Source organism: Mucilaginibacter paludis DSM 18603 (assembly GCF_000166195.2).
Classification (GTDB): Bacteria; Bacteroidota; Bacteroidia; order Sphingobacteriales; family Sphingobacteriaceae; genus Mucilaginibacter; species Mucilaginibacter paludis.
In genome coordinates, this window is sequence record NZ_CM001403.1 from 5,734,408 (window position 1) to 5,749,144 (window position 14,737).

The window sequence follows — 14,737 nt, forward strand, 5'->3', positions numbered from 1 at the left end:
TTTTGGATGCGATTAAACTACTCCGTTTAGGAGTAAAAGCTCTTTAGGAATGATCAATCAAAAACGTTTCGGGCCTAGGTACTACATATCCACTGTATGATGCTCTGTTTTTTGAATTGCGGTTATAAAAAATCGAAGAAGTAGCGTAACTGCACGCAAAATCCATTTCGCCAATATTGTACAAAGCTTTAACCCCGATGGGGTTTTACCTAAAAGATGTGCGTACACGGTATCCCGGTAGGGAGGGCTTAAAAAGAGAAAGTCTCTCCTAGCGGGGGAGATTATGCACCTTGGTTTGTTTTTGGGTGTGCATGAGAGCTACGCAGTTTAGAGGGGGTCTTAGTTTGTTTTGGTGTGCATGAGCGCTACCGCAGTTTAGAGGGGGTGATTGTTGTAATATACTGATAATGATTTAATTACATTTATTTATATTAAAATAACAATATCTTAACATTAAAATCGCTTTAAAGAAACCTTGAAAGTGGTTATTTGGAGGATATGCACCAGTCAATCAGCGCTGTTATACTTCCCTTTTTCGGCCAGTTAGATCTAAGCGTCTCTCTTTCGGTCGTACTTTTTCTATGTATTTTGGCAGTAATTGGTTTTGAGTTTGTTAATGGCTTTCACGATACTGCCAATGCTGTAGCCACCGTAATTTATACCAAAGCTTTAAAACCGGTGTATGCCATACCCTGGTCGGGTATCTGGAATTTTCTTGGCGTAATGCTGGGAGGCGTAACCGTTGCCATGGGAATTTTAAAGCTGGTACCCTTAGATAAGCTCATGACGTTGCCAATCAGCGTTGGCGCCTGCCTGGTATTGGCCGTACTGCTGGCTTCCATCATCTGGAACCTCGGTACCTGGTATTTAGGTATACCCTGCTCCAGCTCGCACACCATGATTGGCGCGATGATTGGCGCCGGATTAGCCTTTACCTGGTATTATAACGGCCCCGGCGTAAACTGGGATAAAGCTAAAGAGATTGGCGCATCGCTCATCCTGTCGCCCATTATCGGTTTCGGTGCGGCGGCTTTGCTGATGCTGTTTTTAAAGCATGTTACCAAATCGCATGCGCTGTTCCATATCCCATCCGGCGAGAACGACCGCCCCCCCATGCATATCCGGTTGCTGCTCATCACCACCTGTACGCTGGTGAGCTTTTTTCATGGCAGTAATGATGGGCAAAAAGGCGTCGGCTTGTTTATGCTGATCCTGATTGCGTTTATGCCAGCCCGCTTTGCCGTTAACCACGCTATATCAAACGATAAAGTATTAACATCGTTAAAACAGGTTGAACAAGTGGTGAGCAACAAGTTGTTATTAAACGCGGATAACCAACCGGTATTAACGGAATTGAGGGCTACCATAGCTCAAACTAAAAGCTCGCTTGCAGAAAAGAACGAAAAGGAAGTGGCTAAAACTTACCGTTACCGCAAGCAGATGGAAGGTGTTATTAAAGATATTCACAGTTTGCTTAAAGATAAACGCATTGCATTAAATACGCAGGAGCGGGACACACTCACATCTGCCTCGAATGAATTGCTGCATGTAACTGATTTTGCCCCAATATGGGTAGTAGCCATTATTTCGCTTTCGCTGGGTTTGGGCACCATGATAGGTTGGAAAAGGATAGTAGTAACCATTGGCGAAAAAATTGGTAACGAGCATCTTAACTATGCGCAGGGCGCCACTTCAGAAATTGTGGCCGCCTCAACCATTGGTTTAAGCACCGCCTTTGGCCTGCCGGTGAGTACCACGCACGTATTATCAAGCGGTATAGCCGGTGCTATGGTAGCATCGGGCGGTAAAAACAACCTCAATAATAAAACTTTGAAAAATATAGCCTTAGCTTGGGTGCTAACCTTGCCCGTAGCTATTATATTAGCGATGTTGCTTTTTATGTTATTTCATTTGTTTATTTAGTAATAACCCAAAGATGAAACAGATATTGGTTGCCACCGATTTTTCGCCCAGCGCCGCCAACGCGATGGAATATGCCATGGGCCTTGCCGTTCTGCTGAAGTTGGAGGTGTGTGCTATCCATGCCATTCATCCCACCGAAGGCATCAACAACAGCACCTACAATGCTATTTTTATAGAAGATTATTACCGTAACAAACGCGAGGCCCTAAATGCCTGGGCTGCTGTTTATACAGATAAAAAGGTTTATAAGGATGTTAACGTGACCACCCTTTGCGATGTAGGCTTTTTAAAAACTGTTATTACTAATTATATCGACAGCCACCCGGTTGAACTGCTGGCTATGGGCATTACCGGTGCCACGGGCCTGAGTGGTATAGTTGGCAGTAATGCCAGCATGATGGTTACCAAAGTAAAAATTCCTACATTGATTGTACCGTTGGAAAGTAAATTTCCGGATACGCCTGTAATCACGTTGGCAACAGATTACGAAACCAAACTATCTGCCGATGATGTAAACGCGCTGAACGAGATGATCAAAGCATTTCGCTGCGAGCAGATGCAGGTATTATACGTTGAAGAAAAATCCGATGCCAAACATATACAAACCGGCGAAGCCAGGCTTAAAGAACTGCTTACTAATACCAACCTCGTTTTTAATTATCTGAAGGATAGTAGCCCCATCAGCGGAATTACAGATTTTGTGGAGAATAACGAAACCGACATTCTGTGCCTGGTGAAGCATCACCATAATATTATTTACCGATTGTTTACCCGCAGTACGGTTAACCAGATCATGAACCGCTCGGTAAAGGCGATACTGGTTTTGCACGAATAAGGGTGTTCATAGTGATGGTCCATAGTTGATGGTCCATAGTCCATGGTAAGGAAGGAGTTCAGCGTGTTTTTGAGTCGGGATTTGATCGCCTTGAGTTTTTCAGTCAGGATTTAATAGCTTGACTCTTTTAGTGGACAATACCGCAGGGGCTAACCCGGCAAAGCTCGGGAAACAATAAACCAATAAAGGCCGGTTTTACCGGCCTTTATTGGTTGCTCAATATAACTGTCTAAAATTCCCGACTATTGGCCATCGACTCAAATATTCAGAAATTCCGGCTCAAGACTCCCGGCTCAGAACTCAAGCCCCCTGGCTCAAGACTCGGAACTCAAAAATCACCAAACTTTAATCCTATCTTCCGGAGCTTTGTACATTTTATCACCCGGTTGTACGTTAAAGGCTTTGTACCAGGCATCCAGGTTAATTACGGTGCCGTTTACGCGGTATTTGCCTGGCGAATGCGGGTCGGTTGTCAGTCGCTGGGCCTGCTCTTCGGGGCGCATGGATTCTCTCCAAACCTGCGCAAATCCTAAAAAGAAACGCTGGTCGGGCGTAAAGCCGTCAATTGTGGTATTTGACTGGCCCTGCTTTGTTTTCTTGAAAGCCTCGTACGCTATATTCATCCCGCCCAAATCGGCCAGGTTTTCGCCTAAGGTTAAGGCGCCCTTAATGTGCATGGTATCAATCGGGTTAAAGCCGTTAAACTCGGCAACAACCTTATCGGCACGTACTTTAAATTTATCGGCATCATCCTTGGTCCACCAGTTGCGCAGGGTTCCGTCGCCGTCGTATTGGCGGCCCTGATCGTCAAAGCCGTGCGTCATTTCATGGCCAATTACTAAACCAATGCCGCCGTAGTTAACTGCATCGTCGGCCCCAAAATCAAAAAACGGAAAACGTAAAATACCCGCCGGGAAAACAATCTCGTTATTTACAGGGCTGTAGTAAGCATTAACTGTTGGCGGTGTCATGCCCCAGCGTGTTTTATCAACCGGCTTACCCAATTGTGCTACGTTATAATTGTATCGCCAAACGGCAATCCGTTTTAAATTACCGGCATAGTCGTTGCGGTCTATCAAAAGGCCGTCATAGGTCTGCCATTTATCGGGGTAGCCTATTTTTACGGTAAAGGCGGCCAGTTTTTTAAGTGCTCGATCCTTCGTTTCGGCACTCATCCAATCCAACCGTTTTATCCTATCGCCCAGGGTGCCTTTTAAATTATCTACCAGGTTAATCATGTATTGCTTGGCGGCAGGGGTAAAATATTTCTCAACATAAAGCTGTCCCAGTAATTCGCCCAAGTTGCCATCCACCAGGCCCGACATCCGCTCGATGCGTGGCGATTGCACCTTTTGGCCGGATAAGGCGCTGTTGAAGGCAAAGCTTGCCTTTACAAAGTCAGAACTCAAGGCGCTTGCCATGTTCTTCAAAATTTCCCACTTCAGGTAAACCTTCCAATCGGCCACCGGTGTTGAGCTTAATAAAGCATCGGCGGCTTTAAAAAAATCGGGCTGGCCAACAATAACAGTATCCTGTCCGGGCATTTTTAGTTCAGGTAATAATACCACCCAATTTAGGTTAGGCGTAGTTTTGCTAAAATCCGCTACGGTAAATTTATTGTAACTGGCATTGGGGTCGCGCATGGCTATACGGCTTTTTTGCGCGGTAGCCAGCGTTTTCTCGATATTAAAGATAGTAGCCGCGTTTTTTTCAGCATCGTCGGCATTTGATCCTGTTAAGGTAAACAGCGTAATGATATATTGCCTGTATGCGGCCTGTATTTTTAAAGTGCGGGCATCATCTTTCAAATAATAATCGCGGTCGGGCATGGTAATGCCGCCTTGCCTGAACGAGACAATGTTTTGCGTTGGGTGCTTTGAATCCTGACCGACGCCAACACCAAACAGAGCGCCGCCTTTACCGCTGATGCGCTGGGTTACTATCTCGTTAATAACCTGCGGCAGAGTTTTAATTTGATCAATTCGGTATAAATCGGCTTTGATGGGGGCATAGCCTGATTTTTCGATGGCAATGGTATCCATGCCGCTCGCAAATAAATCGCCAACACGTTGCTTAAGGCTTCCCTTGGGTTGCTTGCCGCTGGCACTTACTTCCTTTAACAGTACTAAAAGATTTTTGGTGTTTTCGTCAGCAAGGATATTAAAGCTTCCCCACCTGGTTTTATCGTTAGGGATAGCATTTTTTTTGCGCCAGTTACCGTTGGCATATTCAAAAAAATCGTCGCCGGGTTTTACCGACAGGTCCATATTGGCCGGGTCGATGTATTTTTTAGGAGGAACGGGTAAAGGGTGTTTTGTTTTTGGGCCGTTAAGGGCAAAAGCGTTTACCGACAAGCAAACAATGCCGGTAAGCATTAAACTTGAAAATTTCAACTTCATTTTAGCGTTGGGGATGTTATGAGGATACATACTTGGGGATATAACAGATCCACAACAAGGAATAATGTTTCCCCGTAGCGGATCTGTATATTTATTAAGGTCAGTTAATTATTATATTTAACTAATGTAAGGCGATATTTTAATTTCTCAAAATGATATTTCGATTAGCTATGTAAATGCATTGTAAAAATGTGGTTAGATATGGATGCTTGATTAATAATTACGGTTTTTTCGATATTTATTATTATACCAAATGAATAAGCAGGCTAAACTATGAACCATCAACTCAAAACATTATTTTTGCGGCCTATGAGTATTTCTAAAACATATCAGCCAAAACAAGCAGAAGATAAATGGTATAGCTACTGGATGGAGAACGGTTTTTTTAGGTCGGTGCCTGATGAGCGCGAACCTTATACAATTGTAATACCGCCACCTAACGTTACCGGTGTTTTGCACATGGGCCATATGCTGAACAATACAATACAGGATGTGCTGATACGCCGCGCCCGTATGAAAGGCAAAAACGCCTGCTGGGTACCCGGTACCGATCATGCATCCATCGCTACCGAAGCCAAAGTTGTTGCCATGCTGAAAGAGCGAGGCATCACCAAAAAGGATTTAAGCCGCGAAGAGTTTTTAACCTACGCCTGGGAGTGGAAAGAAAAATACGGCGGCATCATACTGGAGCAATTAAAAAAGTTAGGCGCATCGTGCGATTGGGAGCGTACGCGTTTTACGATGGACCCCGACCTGAGCGAAGCTGTGATCGATACCTTTATACATCTGTATAAAAAAGACTTAATATACCGTGGCATTCGTATGGTTAACTGGGATCCGCAAGGCAAAACAGCGGTATCCGACGAAGAAGTTATCCGTAAGGAAGTTAATCAGAAATTATACTATATAAAATACAAGATAGTTGAACCTTATCTTGAGAAGTTTCAGGAACCTAATAAAGATTATCTGGTAATTGCAACAACAAGGCCCGAAACCATCATGGCTGACGCTGCAATTTGTATCAATCCCAATGACGAAAGATACCTTCATTTACATGGTGAAAAAGTATATATTCCTTTAATTAACAGGGAAATACCAGTTATTTTGGACGAATATGTGACAATGGATTTTGGTACAGGTTGCTTAAAAGTGACACCAGCGCATGATTTAAACGATTATGAACTCGGTCAAAAACACAATTTACCGGTTATTGATATTTTGAATGATGATGGTACCCTGAACGAAAAGGCCACGATTTTGGTTGGCGAAGACCGGTTTGCGGCGCGTAAAAAAATTGCAATACTTTTAGAGGAGGCAGGCGCTTTAGACAAGGTTGAAGACTATAAATCACAAGTTGGATATTCTGAACGTACAAATGCTGTAATTGAACCTAAGCTTTCCATGCAATGGTTTTGCAAGATGGAAGATATGGCCAAACCAGCTTTGGATTACGTTTTGAAAGGCGATATTAAGCTGATACCTGATAAATTTACCAATACCTACCGCCATTGGATGGAGAATGTAAAAGATTGGTGTATCAGTCGGCAATTGTGGTGGGGCCAGCGGATTCCGGTATGGTATGGTCCGCACACTCCCTGGGATCTTGAGGGTTCAGAGCGATTTGAGATAGCAAAAACCAAAGAAGAGGCGGATGCCTTATTTACAAATTATTATAAGAGCCTTGAGGGTGATTTTACTGAACATACCATCGGTTTAGCTTTAAAAAGAATTCATCAAGATGAAGACGTTTTGGATACCTGGTTCTCATCCTGGTTATGGCCTATATCGGTATTTGATGGCTTTAAAGATCCTAATAACGAGGAGATCAATTACTATTATCCAACCAACGATTTGGTTACTGCGCCCGAGATTTTGTTTTTCTGGGTAGCGCGCATGATTATGGCAGGCCACGAGTTTAGGGGAGAGATCCCTTTTAAAAACGTTTACTTAACGGGTATCGTTCGGGATAAGTTGGGTCGCAAGATGTCTAAATCGCTGGGTAACTCGCCCGATCCGCTCCACCTGATCGAGAAGTATGGTGCAGACGGCGTTAGGGTAGGCATGCTGCTCTCATCCCCGGCAGGGAATGATTTGATGTTTGACGAAGGGCACTGCGAGCAAGGCCGTAACTTTGCCAACAAAATATGGAACGCCTTTAAGCTGGTTAAAGGCTGGGAGATAGATGATAGCTTAGTTAATACCAATCAAGTGGCTATACAATGGTTTAGCGACCGTTTTAACCAGGCTTTGAGTGAGATTGAAGACCATTTTAAACAATATCGTCTGTCGGATGCGTTGATGACCACCTATAAATTGGTTTGGGACGATTTCTGCGCCTGGTACCTGGAAATGATTAAGCCTGCTTACCAACAAGGCGTAGAAAAACAAGCCATCGACAGGGAGACCTATACGGCTACGGTATCTTATTTTGAAAACATATTAAAGATACTGCATCCTTTTACGCCGTTTATTACCGAAGAGTTATGGCATGACGAACTTTTTGGCGACCGTACCAGTACTGATTGTTGCATTGTGGCATTAATGCCCTCAATTGGGCAAATTGATGCACGCTTGGTTACCGAAATGGAAAGTGTAAAGCAATTGATAACCGAAATAAGGAATGTGCGTAATACCAAACAAATTCCTAAAGATAAATTGCCTTTAGCTATTAAAGTCAATTCGGGTATCGATTATAAAGTGTATTTGCCTATTATCAGTAAGTTGGGTAATTTGGAAGAAGTTACTTTTACCGAAGATAAAATAGCCGGGGCAGTAAGCTATAGGGTTGGCACAGATGAATTTTACATGGTTTTACAGAACAACATTGATGTTGATGCCGAGCGTGTAAAACTGTTGGCCGAGTTAAAATACCTGGAAGGCTTCTTAAAAGCAATTGAAGCCAAGCTACAGAACGAGCGATTTATGCAAAACGCCAAACCCGAAGTGGTGAACAACGAATTGAAGAAGAAGGCCGATGCGGAAACTAAAATCAGGATAGTTAAAGAAAGTTTAGACGGTTTGGCAAACTAATTGCAGCAAATATTTAACATGCTATATTTCAACAATTTTGTAATTAAATTAATTGTTGATATATTGTAATGTTGAATATTTGAGCACTTAATTTTTTAAACCTGTAATGAGTAAGCGTATAAGTTTTTTTAACTTATCAATTAAAAATATACTGTCTGAGGATGATTCTATTTTAGATCAGGCTCGTATTCGTTTAATTTATTACGGGCTTCTGCTTTCTTTTCTGGGTGTATTTGCCATCATTCCGAATGTTTATAGTTTGCAGCAAACAATGCAGACTGATTTTAGCCTTGTATTGCTCGTTACGCTGGTTGGGGTGTTTAAATATTTCACCTACAAGCCCGATTTTAAGCTGGTATCGCATATTTTACTCATTGTTGGCTCGTTCCTGGTGTTATCGGTAGTTTACGTCGTGTTCCAGGATGTCAATATCATCGTTATCCAATTGGTGATTTTGATTATCCTTTTTGGCTACTATATGCTGGGTGTTAAATGGGGTACCATTTACTCACTTATTAACGTTGCTCCACTGCTAATTTACCTTTTGTGGGTAGATTCTGCCCACATGATGAGCCATCTGCGGCCAGAAAAACTGGATGGTTATACCGTTACGGTAAGTGTGTTTTTTAATTTTATATTAATTATGTTTATACAAGGGCATTTTTATGGTGCCTTTCTGAAAAATATAAAACAGTTAAAAGAGTTTGCCGATTCGGAAAAACAGCTTAACGAACAGCTGGGCCTGGCTATTGAGCGGTCGGAGAAATCCTCAAAGGCACAATCCGAATTCTTGTCCACCATGTCTCATGAGATCCGCACACCTCTAAATGCTGTAATCGGGATGAGCAACTTGTTGATGATGGAAAGCCCCAGGCCCGATCAAAAAGAAAATCTCGAAATTTTAAGATTCTCGGCCGGCAACCTGTTAACGCTGGTTAATGACGTACTCGATTTTAATAAGATCGAATCGGGTAAGATCACCTTTGAAAACATTAAATTCAACCTGCATGAACTGATGCAGCATATTTGCGGTGGGCAAATTATGAAAGCGGAGGAGAAGGGTTTAAACTTTCATTTGTCGGTTGATACCTTTTTAAAAACGCATTATTTAATTGGCGATCCTACACGTTTATCTCAAATTATTTTCAACCTCATTAGTAACGCCATTAAATTTACAAATCGTGGCGCCGTTACGGTAGATATCAGTTGCATTGAAGACAGGCATAACGAGGCCACGATTAAATTTTCAATCCGTGATACGGGCATCGGCATCGCGGAAGAGAAAATGGCCGACATATTTGATCCTTTTACCCAGGAATCAGTAACCACAACCCGTCAGTTTGGCGGTACAGGGCTCGGGTTGGCTATTGTAAAACGTTTACTTGATTTACAGGGAGGACGCATCGGCGTAAGCAGCGAAATAGGCATGGGTTCTGAGTTTGAGGTAGTGATGGAGTTTACCGTATCAACAGATGTGATGATACCTGATGTAACGGTGAAAAAAACACCTGTAATTAGCGATTCCAATTTTCAATTGAACAAGCTGCAGATCCTGGTGGCAGAAGATAACGCTGTAAACGTGATGTTGATGAAAAAGCTTTTCTCTAAATGGGACATTACCCCTGTTGTTGCCGAGAATGGCGAAAGGGCTATTGAGCTTTTACAATATGGCAATTTTGATTTGATTTTAATGGATCTGCAAATGCCCGTTATGGACGGTATTGAGGCCACCAAAATTATACGCCGCATGACAGACCCGCAAAAAGCTAATATTCCCATTATTGCGCTTACCGCGTCGGCTTTATTTGATGTGAGAGAGCGTGTGTACAGCTCGGGCATGAATGATTATGTTGCCAAGCCATTTAAGCCCAATGAACTGCTTGATAAAATAATGGGGCAAGTTAGGCCGGTTAATCAGTAAGCCCCAAAGCCCCTCCTAAACCGCGTAGCGCTCATGCACACCCAAAAAAAAACCAAAGTGCATAATCCTCCCCGGTAGGGAGGACTTTAAAAGAAAAAAAAGCCCCACCCAAACCCGGTAGGTAGGGCTTTTAAAAAAAAATAAAGTCTCCCCAACCGGGGGAGATTTAGAGGGGGCTTTGCTTTGGTTTTGCGGTGTGCATGAGCACTATGCGGTTTAAAGGGTGCTTTGGGTGCTTTCGTAGCTTGCAATATCAACAATAAAATCATACCGCTGCTCAACAAAGTCTATTTTACAATAATAATGCTGCAAACCATTGGTAACCGCTATTAACGGTACGCGGTGTACCCAATTGTAGCGGGCAACCTGGTCAAATACCTGTTGTGTAACTTTAACTGCCGGAGCCTTGCATTCAACCAGTAAAATTTTTTCGCCTTTGTTATTAAATATCACAATATCCGAGCGCCTGGCCTGTCCGTTTAGTTTGAGGCCGCCTTCCAGCTTAATTAATGAGCGGGGGTAGTTTTTCTCTTTAATTAAGTATTGAACAAAATGCTGCCTCACCCATTCTTCCGGAGTTAAAACAACTTCTTTTTTCCGGATCTCGTCAAAAAGGAAAAGCTGGCCGTTTTGACTGGATATTTTAAAAGGGTAGGGCGGAAGGTTAAGCGGTAGTAGCAAATCCATAAGCTAAAATGCGCATTATCTGCCCTAAATCCTAATCCATATTTGTAATTTGGCTCCGGTAAATTTTTATGACTGCACCCGAAATTTTAAAAGACCTTAAGAATAGAAAGTTTAAACCCTTGTATCTTTTACATGGGGATGAACCTTATTTTATTGATTTAATAGGTAATTATATTGAGCACAAGGTATTAAGCGAGGCCGAACGGGGTTTTAACCAAACGGTAGTTTATGGCAAAGATACCGATTTGATGACGGTGCTTAACGCGGCCAAACGTTACCCTATGATGGCCGATTACCAGGTTGTAATGGTAAAAGAAGCGCAGGACATGAAGTGGGGGAAGGAAACTGATGATAAAAAAAGTATCGACCCTTTGTTAAGTTACCTGGAGAAACCATTGCCCAGCACTATTTTAGTTTTTTGCTATAAATACGGTAAAATTGATAAGCGCAAAAAGCTTTATAAGGCCATTGAAAAAAACGGACTTATATTTGATTCGGCCGAGTTGTATGATAATAAAATACCGGGCTGGATAGAAGGTTTTGTAAGTGATAAGGGCTACCGCATTAATCCACAGGCATCCGCACTACTGGCTGAATATTTAGGTAACGACCTATCCAAAATAGCCAATGAGCTCGAAAAACTGATGCTCAACGTAAATGCCGGGCAAGAGATTACGTCGAAGGAGATTCAGGACAATATCGGTATCAGTAAAGAGTATAACGTGTTTGAACTACAAACCGCCTTAGGTCGCAGGGATGTTGTTAAAGTAAACCGGATTATAAATTATTTTGAGGCCAACCCCAAAGCCAACCCGATGGTGGTAGTGCTGGGTACGCTCAATAATTATTTCAGCAAGGTTTTACGTTACCATTACGCTGCCGACAAATCGCCCCAGGGCCTTGCCCGCGATTTAGGTGTTAGCCCGTATTTTGTAAAAGATTATGAACAGGCAGCGCGTACTTTTAATTACGGCAAAACCATGCAGGTAATCAGCCTGTTGCGTGAGTACGATTTAAAGAGCAAAGGGGTAGAATCAAATACCGCGCCCGGCGAATTGATGAAGGAGCTCATGTTTAAAATACTCCATTAAAACGGAGTATAATTAACTTAGGGCTTTTACACTGAAACGGTTGATAATCATTTCGGTATGGTTGTACATTACCGTGATTTCGTACACGTTGTGGTCGTCAACAAAAGTCATGTAGGGAGCATTGGATGAATAACCCGGAAATGGCCTGCCAATATATCTTAAATTTTGCCCCTTAATTAGCTTTACACTTCTCTTCATTGTACAATATAGGTAATATTCTGGTATTATGCTATTCCGTAGGCAAGTATTTGCAACTCCTTTATTTTGTTTTTTTAGCAGATTGTATAGCGTTAAGTACTATTCGTTATTTTTTGCAGTCATTGCTATATTTCAACAACTTAAATATGGCCTTTAAGCGGCAAATAATGAATGACTTAAAAGCAAAAACCTATATTAAATTATGGCATAGCTATTGGAGTAGTTGGGTAACATAAAAAATAATAGCTATGAAAAAGATAATGTTTTTACTGATGCTTGCTGTAACGATGAGTGTTGCCGCTAATGCGCAAACAAAAGTTACAAAAGATGAAACAAAGGTTAAAAAAACTTCAACCATACCTCAAAAAGTGCATAATGTATTTAGTAAGCACAAGCACTACAGTGGCACTAAAATAAAACATGTTAAAAAGGTTGATAAAAAAACTACAACATGATAACAAGAGTTTGACTATTGATATTGGAGAGGCTGTTTCTATTGAAGCAGCTTTTTTAATTTATAGGACAGGCTTGTAATTTATGATAAACAAAATGGATGCGTTTGATGATATAATTCGTATTTTAGCATTCTAATTAATTTTTTCAGATGTCGATCTGGCAGAAAATCGGTGCCTATTGGAATTATCTGGTAGGCAGCCCTCATAGTTTCTCTCTACAATTCAGGATATTTCATTCCATTAGTATTATCGCGTTTTTGGCCTTAGCCTACAACGTTCCGTTTAATTATTTTATCGGCCTTCCGTGGATAGCTTTGGTTAGTTTTGTTGTACTCACCATATTATGTTACATTTATTATTTATCGCGTTTTAAAAATAAAACAGAACTCAGTATCGTGTTTTTTTGTGTTCTGGCCAATTTGCTATTTATTGCCAACTATTTTATCAATTGGGGTATAAGCGGCCCTACAGATATACTGATGGCTGGAACCTTGCTTTTAATGATCAGCACGGCTCCGCCTAAACAATACAAAATCTGGATTCCCATCAATATTGCCGTTATCTTGTCGCTGCATGGTATCGAGTACCGGTATCCTTTACTGGTGCCAAATACCTATGTCACTGTAGCCGATAGGTTTTTGGATGTGTCATCTGCTTACCTGGTGGTGGTGGTTTTAATGTACTATACAGTTACCTATATCCGTAAAAATTACGAGCTTGAACGGAAGTCATCAGAGGATAGGGCGCAGTCCATTGAAATTAAAAATCAATACATCCTGGTTCAAAACCTGGAATTGGAACGATTGAACGCCGAAAAAAATAAGTTGATGTCCATCATCGCCCATGACCTTAGATCGCCACTGGGCAATATTCAAAATTATCTTGAACTATTGGATGAATATTCCTTAGATGCCGAAGAGCGGAAAATAATTGAAAAAGACCTGCTTAAACTCACGCAGGATACAACCAGTATGCTATCAAAAGTGCTTAGCTGGTCTAAAGCACAAATGGATGGGGTAACGGTTAAGCTCAACTCAGTTAACTTATTCGAAGCATTAGCCAATACACTGGAGCTTGAAAAAGCCATTGCCGGTAAAAAAGGCATCGCGCTAAGCTATGGCGTAGAGCAAACTATTAAAATAATGGCTGATGTTGATATGCTTCAGCTTATTGTACGTAACCTGATTAACAATGCCATCAAATTTACCCCGGCCGGTGGGGAAATTGAAATCTCGGCCAGTTCGATTCATAACAACTGCCTTTTAATGGTGAAAGATACTGGTACGGGTATCCCTTACGAGCAACAAAGGGATCTTTTTTCTCTCAAAGCCACGTCGACATTCGGCACCGAGAACGAAAAAGGAATAGGGCTGGGCCTAAAGCTATGTAAAGAGTTTACTGAATTGCAGGCCGGTGAAATATGGATGGAAAGTATTCCCGGCAAGGGCACTGCTTTTTATGTTTCGTTGCCGCTGGCCCTGCCTGTTACCTGATGCTACCTGACCGCTGGCAATAGCTAATCCCTTTTATTTGTATCATAAATTGATTTAATTTGCGGCGAGGATAAAATCCCATCATCCAACAAAACACAACATGCAACATTGGCTCGTAAAAAGTGAACCTGTAAAATATAGCTGGGAAAAATTTAACCAGGATGGCCGCACCTTTTGGGATGGCGTGCGTAATTACCAGGCGCGTAACAACCTGCGGGAAATGAAAGAGGGCGACCTTGTTCTGTATTACCACAGTAACGAGGGCAAGGCCGTTGTAGGTATTGCCAAAGTAGTGAAGGCGTTTTACCAGGACCCCACCACCGACGATAAAAACTGGGTAGTAGTTGATTTGGTGCCGGTAGAAACCATAAAAAACCCGGTCACCCTGGAACAAATTAAAGCCGACCCGCAATTAGCCAACATCAGCCTGGTACGCCAGGGCCGCCTATCGGTAATGCCCCTCAAAGCCGAGGAATTTGATAGGATATTGGAATTGGGTAGTTGAGTTGGGAGTCTTGAGCCGGGAGTCCTGAGTTCTGAGTCAGGAGTGTTTAGCCTTGAGACCGTAGAGCCGAATTTTGACTTAGGGCTCCCGACCCAAGACTTCGAACTCCCGGCTCAGAACTCCCACCTCAACACCGGTGCTTTAATTATTCCCCCTTCAGGGGGTTAGGGGGCTCTTAAAATTTGCTATCTTTGCGGCAA

General features: G+C 42.2%; 11 protein-coding genes. 8 read left to right on the forward strand and 3 right to left on the reverse strand.

All coding sequences use genetic code 11. The annotated features are described in order from the left end of the window. The first annotated feature begins 498 nt into the window (after positions 1–498). Both MUCPA_RS24090 and MUCPA_RS24095 read left to right on the forward strand, forming a co-directional pair. Positions 499–1,923, forward strand: a complete 1,425-nt coding sequence (locus MUCPA_RS24090; RefSeq protein WP_008509941.1) for an inorganic phosphate transporter — start codon at positions 499–501, stop codon at positions 1,921–1,923. A 13-nt stretch (positions 1,924–1,936) separates the two neighbouring features. Then, complete coding sequence (locus MUCPA_RS24095) at positions 1,937–2,758, forward strand: universal stress protein (RefSeq protein ID WP_008509942.1); 822 nt, start codon at positions 1,937–1,939, stop codon at positions 2,756–2,758. A 335-nt stretch (positions 2,759–3,093) separates the two neighbouring features. Here the strand turns inward: MUCPA_RS24095 and MUCPA_RS24100 are convergent, their stop codons facing one another. After that, positions 3,094–5,157 (reverse strand): M13 family metallopeptidase, encoded by a 2,064-nt coding sequence (locus MUCPA_RS24100; RefSeq protein ID WP_157543984.1) that lies wholly within the window; start codon positions 5,155–5,157, stop codon positions 3,094–3,096. A 309-nt stretch (positions 5,158–5,466) separates the two neighbouring features. Here MUCPA_RS24100 and MUCPA_RS24105 point away from each other — a divergent pair, with 309 nt between their 5' ends. Then, on the forward strand, positions 5,467–8,187 hold the full coding sequence (locus MUCPA_RS24105) for a valine--tRNA ligase (RefSeq protein ID WP_040627937.1): 2,721 nt from the start codon (positions 5,467–5,469) through the stop codon (positions 8,185–8,187). Between the two features lie 106 nt (positions 8,188–8,293). Next, positions 8,294–10,108, forward strand: a complete 1,815-nt coding sequence (locus tag MUCPA_RS24110; RefSeq protein ID WP_008509949.1) for an ATP-binding protein — start codon at positions 8,294–8,296, stop codon at positions 10,106–10,108. A 216-nt stretch (positions 10,109–10,324) separates the two neighbouring features. Here the strand turns inward: MUCPA_RS24110 and MUCPA_RS24115 are convergent, their stop codons facing one another. Continuing rightward, entirely contained in the window at positions 10,325–10,795 is a 471-nt protein-coding gene (locus tag MUCPA_RS24115; protein ID WP_008509950.1) for a type I restriction enzyme HsdR N-terminal domain-containing protein, read from the reverse strand. Positions 10,796–10,863: 68 nt separating this feature from the next. On the opposite strand from MUCPA_RS24115, the gene holA reads away from it, so the two are divergent. Further along, complete coding sequence (holA, locus tag MUCPA_RS24120) at positions 10,864–11,886, forward strand: DNA polymerase III subunit delta (RefSeq protein WP_008509951.1); 1,023 nt, start codon at positions 10,864–10,866, stop codon at positions 11,884–11,886. Between the two features lie 12 nt (positions 11,887–11,898). Here the strand turns inward: holA and MUCPA_RS24125 are convergent, their stop codons facing one another. Beyond that, positions 11,899–12,084: a hypothetical protein gene (locus MUCPA_RS24125; RefSeq protein WP_008509952.1), complete on the reverse strand. Its 186-nt coding sequence runs from the start codon at positions 12,082–12,084 to the stop codon at positions 11,899–11,901. A gap of 248 nt (positions 12,085–12,332) precedes the next feature. On the opposite strand from MUCPA_RS24125, the gene MUCPA_RS24135 reads away from it, so the two are divergent. From MUCPA_RS24135 to MUCPA_RS24145, 3 genes are all read left to right on the forward strand, one after another. Beyond that, positions 12,333–12,539, forward strand: coding sequence for a hypothetical protein (locus MUCPA_RS24135; RefSeq protein ID WP_008509953.1), 207 nt, complete (start codon positions 12,333–12,335; stop codon positions 12,537–12,539). A gap of 149 nt (positions 12,540–12,688) precedes the next feature. Beyond that, positions 12,689–14,032 carry a sensor histidine kinase gene (locus tag MUCPA_RS24140; protein WP_008509954.1) on the forward strand — a complete coding sequence of 448 codons (1,344 nt, stop codon included), beginning with the start codon at positions 12,689–12,691 and terminating at the stop codon, positions 14,030–14,032. Between the two features lie 100 nt (positions 14,033–14,132). Further along, entirely contained in the window at positions 14,133–14,537 is a 405-nt protein-coding gene (locus MUCPA_RS24145; protein ID WP_008509956.1) for an EVE domain-containing protein, read from the forward strand. Positions 14,538–14,737: the final 200 nt, after the last annotated feature.

What these genes read in the sequence shown, in the direction of transcription:
- MUCPA_RS24115 (WP_008509950.1), bottom strand. Translation starts at nt 10,795, where the DNA reads ATGGATTTGCTACTACCGCTTAACCTTCCGCCCTACCCTTTTAAAATA.
- MUCPA_RS24110 (WP_008509949.1), top strand. Translation starts at nt 8,294, where the DNA reads ATGAGTAAGCGTATAAGTTTTTTTAACTTATCAATTAAAAATATACTG.
- holA (WP_008509951.1), top strand. Translation starts at nt 10,864, where the DNA reads ATGACTGCACCCGAAATTTTAAAAGACCTTAAGAATAGAAAGTTTAAA.
- MUCPA_RS24135 (WP_008509953.1), top strand. Translation starts at nt 12,333, where the DNA reads ATGAAAAAGATAATGTTTTTACTGATGCTTGCTGTAACGATGAGTGTT.
- MUCPA_RS24090 (WP_008509941.1), top strand. Translation starts at nt 499, where the DNA reads ATGCACCAGTCAATCAGCGCTGTTATACTTCCCTTTTTCGGCCAGTTA.
- MUCPA_RS24095 (WP_008509942.1), top strand. Translation starts at nt 1,937, where the DNA reads ATGAAACAGATATTGGTTGCCACCGATTTTTCGCCCAGCGCCGCCAAC.
- MUCPA_RS24105 (WP_040627937.1), top strand. Translation starts at nt 5,467, where the DNA reads ATGAGTATTTCTAAAACATATCAGCCAAAACAAGCAGAAGATAAATGG.
- MUCPA_RS24100 (WP_157543984.1), bottom strand. Translation starts at nt 5,157, where the DNA reads ATGAAGTTGAAATTTTCAAGTTTAATGCTTACCGGCATTGTTTGCTTG.
- MUCPA_RS24145 (WP_008509956.1), top strand. Translation starts at nt 14,133, where the DNA reads ATGCAACATTGGCTCGTAAAAAGTGAACCTGTAAAATATAGCTGGGAA.
- MUCPA_RS24140 (WP_008509954.1), top strand. Translation starts at nt 12,689, where the DNA reads ATGTCGATCTGGCAGAAAATCGGTGCCTATTGGAATTATCTGGTAGGC.
- MUCPA_RS24125 (WP_008509952.1), bottom strand. Translation starts at nt 12,084, where the DNA reads ATGAAGAGAAGTGTAAAGCTAATTAAGGGGCAAAATTTAAGATATATT.